This window comes from Rhizobium sp. NZLR11, from assembly GCF_019685115.1.
Taxonomy (GTDB): Bacteria; Pseudomonadota; Alphaproteobacteria; order Rhizobiales; family Rhizobiaceae; genus Rhizobium.
Window position 1 is genome coordinate 75,495 of record NZ_JABDWD010000025.1, and the last position, 7,601, is coordinate 83,095.

Here is a 7,601-nt window from a genome sequence, read left to right on the forward strand (position 1 = left end):
TTCAAAAGGCGGTTGCCTCAGACCTCTTCGTAGGATTGCAGAGCCTGCTTGAGGCCGGCCTGCGGCTGGCGGTTGCCCTTGGCCATCAGGTCGAGCGCCACTTCCGTCGACTGGATGATGCTGGAGGGCTCCTCGGCCTGATCGGGGCTGTCGGCCTTCAATTGCCGGTCGGCGATGCGGCGTGCATCGCGCGCGGCGGTGCTGGTCGCGACACGCTGGGGAATCCTCAGCGATTCGAAGGCAATGGCAGCGGTGTTGGCCGATACGGACAGGAGCTGGGTCATGCCGTCACGGTATCGGCATGATATTGGCGCCATCATAACAAAATCATCGGCATTTGACCGGATGGTAAGAATTCATTCCGTCACGATTGGAATCTTTGCGGAGTTGCGATAAATCCGGCGGATGATCCAGGCTCTTCTCGTCGCCGTCGGCGGCGCTATCGGTTCCCTCCTCAGATATTATGTCGGCCAGTGGACGCTGAGGCTCATGGGCCCGGCCTTTCCCTGGGGCACGCTTGCGGTCAATGTCGTCGGCTGCTTCGTCATCGGCGTCTTCGCCGAGCTGATCGCGCGGAGGTTCAACGCCTCGGTGGAACTGCGGCTTTTGCTGATCACCGGCTTCCTCGGCGGCTTCACCACCTTCTCGGCCTTTTCGCTGGATGCGATCTCGCTGTTCGAGCGTGGCGAGGCGGCGGCGGGCGGTATCTACATCATGGCGAGCGTCGGGTTTTCGATGGCCGCCGTCGTGGCAGGCCTTGCCGTCATGCGCGCTTTGGCCTGATTTCTTTTCCGGTTTCCGTTTTGCTTGAAAATGCTCTAAAGGCTGCGGCAAGAACGCCGGCTTGGCCCGCGCTGCAATTTCCGAAAGATTTTTTATGGCTGGCATAGAACATATCAAGGTTGAACCCGACGAAGCAGGCATGCGGCTCGATCGCTGGTTCAAGGTGCATTTTCCCGGGCTCGGTTTCGGTCCGCTGCAGAAGCTTTTGCGCTCCGGCCAGGTGCGTGTCGACGGCGGCCGTGTCAAATCGGATGCGCGCGTGCAGCCAGGGCAGACGGTGCGGGTGCCGCCGCTGGATGTCGATGCGAAGAAGTCCGGACCGATCGCCGGCAAGGATCTCAAGCATTCGTCCGATTTCGAACTCCTGTCGCGCATGGTGCTGCATGAGGACGATAAGGTGATCGTGCTCAACAAGCCGCCCGGTATTGCGGTGCAGGGCGGCTCCGGTGTAGCCCGGCATATCGACCAGATGCTCGAAGCCTGGACCAGCCCGAAGGGCGAGAAGCCGCGGCTCGTCCACCGCCTCGACCGCGATACGTCAGGGGTTCTCGTCATCGCCCGCACCCGCGGCGCCGCACAGAAGCTGACGGCCGCCTTCCGCGAGCGTGATACCAAGAAGACCTATTGGGCGCTGGTCAAGGGCGTTCCGCGCAAGCACGAAGACAAGATCTCGACCTGGCTCGTCAAGGAGCCGACCGCCGATGGCGACCGGATGCGCATCGCCAGACACGGCGAGGACGGTGCCGACCATGCGATTTCCTTCTACCGCGTGCTGGAGACGGCGGCGCAGAACCTCGCATGGCTGGAGATGGAGCCCTATACCGGCCGAACCCACCAATTGCGCGTTCATGCCCTGCATATCGGCCATCCGATCATCGGCGATCCGAAATATTTCGACGATGATCCGAATTGGGATTTTCCGGGCGGCGTGCAGAAGAAGCTGCATCTGCATGCGCGCCGCATCGACATCCCGCACCCCTCCGGCGGCCGCCTGCGCGTCAGCGCGCCACTGCCGTCGCATATGGTGCAGACATGGAACCTGCTCGGTCTCGACCTTGCCGGTGCTGAAAGGGACAGCGAATGAAACTCGCCCTTTTCGATTGCGACGGCACGCTGGTCGACAGCGCCGGCCTGATCCATGAAACCATGCGTCGGACCTTCGAGAAATTCGGCAAGCCGGAACCGCGATTTGAGGACACCAAGGCGATTATCGGCCTGTCGCTGGATATCGCGATTGCCCGCATGCAGGGCAGGCCGCATGTCGAGCAGGACGATATCGAGATGACGGCGCATTACAAATCGCTGTTTTCGGTGGTGCGCCAGGATCTCGACTACAGGGAGCCGCTGTTTCCCGGCATCCGCGAGATGATCGACGCGATCACCGGGCGCGAGGATCTGCTGATCGGCGCAGTGACAGGGAAATCCAGGCGCGGGCTGAACCTGGTGATGGAGACGCACGGCTTCGACCGATATTTCACCGTTGCGCGCACCGCCGACGATTGCCCTTCCAAGCCGCATCCGGCCATGGTGACGGAATGCTGTGACGAAACCGGCATGAATGCCGCTGATGCCATTGTCATCGGCGATGCCATTTTCGATATGCAGATGGCAAAGGCTGCCGGCGCCAAGGCGATCGGCGTTGCCTGGGGCTATGCCAGCGTGGATGAGCTGATCGCCAACGGCGCCGATGCGATCGCCTATCATCCAAACGAGATACTAAGCCATTTTTCCTGAGGTAAGCCTATGCGCGATCTGCTGAACGATCTTTCCGAAGGCCTGAGCCATCCCGATCCGATCCGCCGGGCGCAGATCCAGATGAAGAAGCCGCTGCCGAAGCGTTTCTATACCGACGTCTCGGTTGCCGAATACGAGGGCGGTTTTGCGATCACGCTCGACGGCAAGATGGTGCGCACGCCGGCACGGCTGGTTCTTGCGGTTCCGACCGAGGCGCTGGCGCAGCTTGTCGCCGCCGAATGGCAGGCGCAGGGCGAAGAGATCGATCCCATGACGATGCCCATGACGCGGCTCGTCAACACCGCGCTCGACGGCATTACCGGCAACACGCAGGCGATCCTTGAAGATATCCTGCGCTTTTCCTCGAGCGACCTTATCTGCTATCGCGCCGATGGGCCGGAACTGCTGGTCGAACGCCAGGCCGAGCGCTGGGACCCGATGGTCGACTGGGCGGCAAACGATCTCGGCGCCCGTTTCATCCTCGTCGAAGGCGTGATGCCGCGTGAGCAGCCGCGCGAGGCGACCGCCGCCTTCGCCGTCACGCTCGCCAGATATGACAACCCGATCGCGCTCGCAGCACTGCACACAGTCACCACGCTCACCGGTTCGGCGATCCTGGCTCTCGCCTTCGCCTGTGGCCGGGTGACGATGGAGGAAGCCTGGTCGCTTGCCCATCTCGACGAGGACTGGACGATCGAGCATTGGGGCAGCGACGAAGAAGCCGAGGAGCGGCGGGCCAAGCGCTTTGCCGACTTCAAGGCGGCGACGGATGTTTTTTTCGCCCTAAGCGCCTGAAACATATTGCCTTCCCCGCCATTATGACGAAATCTGCGACTCCAACGGGGTCGTGCGGGATTTTGCGATGAATTGGCTGAGGTCGTGTTTTTGCCGGGCCGCACTCGTCTGTGTCGCGCTTGCAGCCTGCGGCAGCCTCTCGGCGAAAAAGCCGGAGGCACCGGTCTATGATGTGCGCAGCGCCGTCGTTGTCTCCGGGCCGAACATGCCGGCCGAGCTGCTTGGCGGCATCAACGACCGCGTCAATGCCGCGATCAACGCCACGGTGCGTGACACCGTGCTGCCGCGGGTGGTGCTGACGATCCGCGTCGTGTCGATCGAGAAGGGCCTCGGCTTCCAGAAGGACCGCAACGTCGCCAAGATCAGCATCGACGCAGCTTCCGTCGAGGACGGCTCGGTCATCGCGGTCAGCGCCTTCGACGTGACCAGCATCGCCGCCGACCCCAAGCTTGCCGACGAGATCTTGGCCGAGGACGTCGCAGCCAGGATACGCTCGGTTTTCTCACTCAGCGGGCGAAGCCACTAGCACAAGCGGCGAGGGAGATCGCATGAAGGAAATTCTCGAAGAACTGGAACGGCGCCGCGGCGTCGCCCGCCTCGGCGGCGGTGAGACGCGCATCCTCGCCCAGCACAAGCGTGGCAAGTTGACGGCGCGCGAGCGTATCGACCTCTTCCTCGATGAAGGCTCCTTCGAGGAATTCGACATGTTCGTCGAACATCGCTCCACCGATTTCGGCATGGACAAGAGCCGTGTTGCCGGCGACGGGGTCGTCACCGGCTGGGGCACGGTCAATGGCCGCACGGTGTTCGTCTTCGCCAAGGACTTCACCGTCTTCGGCGGCTCGCTTTCGGAAGCGCATGCCGAGAAGATCATGAAGGTGCAGGACATGGCGCTGAAGAACCGCGCGCCGATCGTCGGCATCTATGATGCCGGCGGCGCCCGCATCCAGGAGGGCGTGGCCGCACTTGGCGGTTACGCCGAAGTGTTCCAGCGCAATGTGCTCGCTTCCGGCGTCATCCCGCAGATCTCCGTCATCATGGGTCCCTGTGCCGGTGGCGACGTCTATTCGCCGGCGATGACCGATTTCATCTTCATGGTGCGTGATACCTCCTACATGTTCGTCACCGGCCCCGATGTGGTGAAAACCGTCACCAACGAGACGGTGACGGCGGAACAACTCGGCGGCGCCGTGGTCCACACTGTGCGCTCTTCGATTGCCGATGGCGCCTATGAGAATGATGTCGAAACGCTGCTGCAGGTGCGCCGGCTGATCGATTTCCTGCCGCTTTCGAACACCGCGCCACTGCCTGAAATCGAATGTTACCAGTCGGTGACAGAGGTCGATATGTCGCTCGATACGCTGGTGCCGGCCAGCGCCAACAAGCCCTATGACATCAAGGAACTGATCCGGAAGGTGGCGGACGAGGGGGATTTCTTCGAGATCCAGGCGAAATTCGCCGGGAATATCGTCTGTGGCTTCGGCCGCGTCGAAGGCTCCACCGTCGGTTTTGTCGCCAACCAGCCGATGGTGCTGGCCGGCGTGCTCGACAGCGACGCGTCGCGCAAGGCGGCGCGCTTCGTTCGCTTCTGCGACTGCTTCAACATTCCGATCGTCACCTTCGTCGACGTGCCGGGTTTCCTGCCGGGGACGGCGCAGGAGTATGGCGGCCTCATCAAGCACGGCGCCAAGCTGCTATTCGCCTATGCGGAGGCGACGGTGCCGAAGCTGACGGTCATCACCCGCAAAGCCTTCGGCGGCGCCTATGACGTGATGGCGTCGAAGCATCTGCGCGGAGATCTCAACTACGCCTGGCCAACAGCGCAGATCGCGGTGATGGGTGCCAAGGGCGCGGTCGAGATCATCTTCCGGAAGGATATCGCCGATCCCGAGAAGATCGCCGCCCACACGAAAATGTACGAGGACCGGTTCCTTTCACCCTTCGTCGCCGCCGAGCGCGGCTATGTCGACGAGGTAATCATGCCGCATTCGACCCGGCGGCGGCTGGCGCGCGGCCTGAAGATGCTGCGCAACAAGGATCTCACCAATCCCTGGAAGAAACACGACAACATCCCGCTTTGAGATTTGGCCGATGAATATATTCGTCCGGTCAGGTGTTTAGCTGCTGTCGAAAATGTGAACGGTTGTCAGCGATCCGTGTGTTCAATCCTTGCCGACGACAGGCTAACGCTCGGCGGTATTCTTTTAATGGAGAGATTTTATGTCAACTTTCGAGCGTCTTTCTGCCTACCGCCCCTATGGGCTGGCCGCTCTCAGGATCATCACCGCACTGCTGTTCATCGAACATGGCACGATGAAGCTTTTCGGCTTCCCGGCCTCGCAGATGTCGGGCTCGCTGCCGCCGCTGATGCTTTTCGCCGCCTTTCTTGAGCTTGTCGGCGGCATCCTCATTCTCGTCGGCCTGCTGACGCGTCCCGTCGCCTTACTGCTCGCCGGCGAAATGGCGGTCGCCTATTTCATGGCGCATGCTCCGAACAGCTTCTTCCCAGCCGTCAATCAGGGCGACGCCGCGATCCTGTTCTGCTTCGTCTTCCTCTACATGTTCTTCTCCGGTCCCGGCGCATTTTCCGTCGATAACCGCAAGGCAGCCTGAGCCGACATAGATTGCGGGGCGTTACGATGCCCCGCAGCGTTTTGGTGATCAAGCGGTGAGCTTGAGACCGGCGATGCCGCCGACGATCAGCACGATGCAGGCAAGACGGGAGACACTTGCCTCATCGCCAAGCAGCCAGATGCCGAGGAGCACGGTGCCGACCGTGCCGATGCCGGTCCAGACCGCATAAGCGGTGCCGATCGGCAGGTGCTTCACCGCCAGGCCGAGCAGCACGATGCTGACCACCATGGATATGACGGTCAGCGCCGTCGGCAGCGGCCGTGTGAAACCATCGGTATATTTAAGGCCGATCGCCCAGCCACATTCGAAAAGACCGGCGAGAAAAAGCAGAAACCAGGCCATACGACTCTCCTTGTTCAAGAGCGAGGCCGTCCCCGCGACGGTTGCATCCTCAGGATGCCGCAGTCGTCTGCGATAACCCCTATATGCGTAAGGGAACGGCTCCGTTCAAGGTAGGAATCCGCATGGCCGCTATGCCACCCGTTTCATGCCGGTCGGGATCAGGGCTGCCCACCAGCCTCCGCGGAAAAACTCTTGGCGCGGCGGCAGAGGCGGTCGAAGGTTTCGAGGAAGCGCGAGCGGTCCTTCGGGCTGAAGGCGGCGTTGTAGCCCTTGCTTTCACCGGTTTCACGCAGATGCGCGCCGAGATCGCGCATGGCGCTCGCCATGCCGATATTGGTCTCGTCGAAGACGCGCCCGGTCGGGCCGCTGACGAAGGCGCCGGTGGCGACACAGCGCACGGCGAGCGGTACATCGGCGGTGACGACGACATCACCGGGGCCGGCGCGCTCGGCAATCCAGTTGTCGGCAGCGTCGAAGGCGTTGGAGACGATGACGTTGTGGATCATCGGATCGCGCGATGGGCGTAGGCCGGAATTGGCGACGAAGGTGACTTCGAGGCCGTGGCGTTCGGCGACCTTCAGCACTTCCGGCTTCACCGGGCAGGCATCGGCATCGACATAAATCATGACAATATCCTTGCCGGCTGGATGGCCAGCTGGCGGACCATATCGATATGGGGAATGCCGTCTTCCAGATATTCCTCCGATGCCACGATGAAGCCGAAGGATTCGTAGAAGCGGCGCAAATGGGCCTGCGCCGACAAGGCAATGTGGTGTGCCGGATAAAGCCGCTCGCAAGCGGAGATCGCTTCGCGCATCAATGCATCGCCGAGGCGCTTGCCGCGATGGGTGGGCGAGACGACGACGCGGCCGATTTTTGACGGATCATGCGGCTCGTGCGGTGTCAGAATCCGCGCCGAAGCCAGGAGTTCGCCGCTCTCCATCAGCCTTAGATGCAAGGCATCGATATCCTTGCCGTCGAGTTCCGGATAGGCACAGTTCTGCTCGACGACGAAGACATCGACGCGCATTTTCAAGAGGTCGTAGAGCTCCCGCGCGAGGAGCTCATCGAAGGTCTTGATGTCGGCCATGCAGGTCGTCGAAGCCATCAGTAAACCACCACGCCGCGGATGCTCTTGCCGGAATGCATCAGTTCGAAGCCTTTGTTGATGTCGTCGAGCGGCATCGTGTGGGTGATCATCGGGTCGATCTGGATCTTGCCCTGCATGTACCAGTCGACGATCTTCGGCACGTCGGTGCGCCCGCGCGCGCCGCCGAAGGCGGTGCCCATCCAGTTGCGGCCGGTGACCAGCT

11 protein-coding genes and 1 pseudogene are annotated in these 7,601 nt (G+C 61.8%); 7 read left to right on the forward strand and 5 right to left on the reverse strand.

Annotation, left to right across the window (positions count from 1 at the left end; genetic code table 11):
• Positions 1-17: 17 nt before the first annotated feature.
• Positions 18-284 (reverse strand): hypothetical protein, encoded by a 267-nt coding sequence (locus HJB83_RS29715; RefSeq protein ID WP_207580586.1) that lies wholly within the window; start codon positions 282-284, stop codon positions 18-20.
• 121 nt (positions 285-405) lie between these two features.
• On the opposite strand from HJB83_RS29715, the gene crcB reads away from it, so the two are divergent.
• The 7 genes from crcB (at position 406) to HJB83_RS29750 (ending at position 5,925) form a co-directional block, all read left to right on the forward strand.
• Entirely contained in the window at positions 406-783 is a 378-nt protein-coding gene (crcB, locus tag HJB83_RS29720) for a fluoride efflux transporter CrcB (protein ID WP_221117111.1), read from the forward strand.
• A 94-nt stretch (positions 784-877) separates the two neighbouring features.
• Positions 878-1,867 carry an RluA family pseudouridine synthase gene (locus HJB83_RS29725; protein ID WP_207580584.1) on the forward strand — a complete coding sequence of 330 codons (990 nt, stop codon included), beginning with the start codon at positions 878-880 and terminating at the stop codon, positions 1,865-1,867.
• On the forward strand, positions 1,864-2,517 hold the full coding sequence (locus HJB83_RS29730; RefSeq protein ID WP_207580583.1) for an HAD-IA family hydrolase: 654 nt from the start codon (positions 1,864-1,866) through the stop codon (positions 2,515-2,517). The genes HJB83_RS29725 and HJB83_RS29730 overlap by 4 nt, the downstream gene beginning before the upstream one ends.
• 9 nt (positions 2,518-2,526) lie before the next feature.
• On the forward strand, positions 2,527-3,312 hold the full coding sequence (locus HJB83_RS29735; protein WP_207580582.1) for an ATP12 family chaperone protein: 786 nt from the start codon (positions 2,527-2,529) through the stop codon (positions 3,310-3,312).
• A 67-nt stretch (positions 3,313-3,379) separates the two neighbouring features.
• On the forward strand, positions 3,380-3,838 hold the full coding sequence (locus tag HJB83_RS29740) for a hypothetical protein (RefSeq protein ID WP_207580581.1): 459 nt from the start codon (positions 3,380-3,382) through the stop codon (positions 3,836-3,838).
• 22 nt (positions 3,839-3,860) lie between these two features.
• Complete coding sequence (locus HJB83_RS29745) at positions 3,861-5,393, forward strand: acyl-CoA carboxylase subunit beta (protein WP_207580580.1); 1,533 nt, start codon at positions 3,861-3,863, stop codon at positions 5,391-5,393.
• A gap of 139 nt (positions 5,394-5,532) precedes the next feature.
• Entirely contained in the window at positions 5,533-5,925 is a 393-nt protein-coding gene (locus HJB83_RS29750) for a DoxX family protein (RefSeq protein ID WP_207580579.1), read from the forward strand.
• 48 nt (positions 5,926-5,973) lie between these two features.
• Here HJB83_RS29750 and sugE read toward each other — a convergent pair whose 3' ends face one another.
• The 4 genes and pseudogenes from sugE to HJB83_RS29770 all read right to left on the reverse strand — a co-directional run.
• The gene (gene sugE, locus HJB83_RS29755) at positions 5,974-6,288 is read right to left on the reverse strand and encodes a quaternary ammonium compound efflux SMR transporter SugE (RefSeq protein WP_007629198.1); all 315 of its coding nucleotides are present in this window, start codon (positions 6,286-6,288) and stop codon (positions 5,974-5,976) included.
• A 158-nt stretch (positions 6,289-6,446) separates the two neighbouring features.
• Positions 6,447-6,914, reverse strand: a complete 468-nt coding sequence (locus HJB83_RS29760; RefSeq protein WP_207580578.1) for a YaiI/YqxD family protein — start codon at positions 6,912-6,914, stop codon at positions 6,447-6,449.
• Positions 6,911-7,396: a GNAT family N-acetyltransferase gene (locus HJB83_RS29765; RefSeq protein WP_207580577.1), complete on the reverse strand. Its 486-nt coding sequence runs from the start codon at positions 7,394-7,396 to the stop codon at positions 6,911-6,913. Before HJB83_RS29765 ends, HJB83_RS29760 begins: the two co-directional genes overlap by 4 nt.
• Positions 7,396-7,601, reverse strand: a pseudogene (locus HJB83_RS29770) (S-(hydroxymethyl)glutathione dehydrogenase); the annotation flags it as partial. The pseudogene HJB83_RS29770 and the gene HJB83_RS29765, both read right to left, overlap by 1 nt.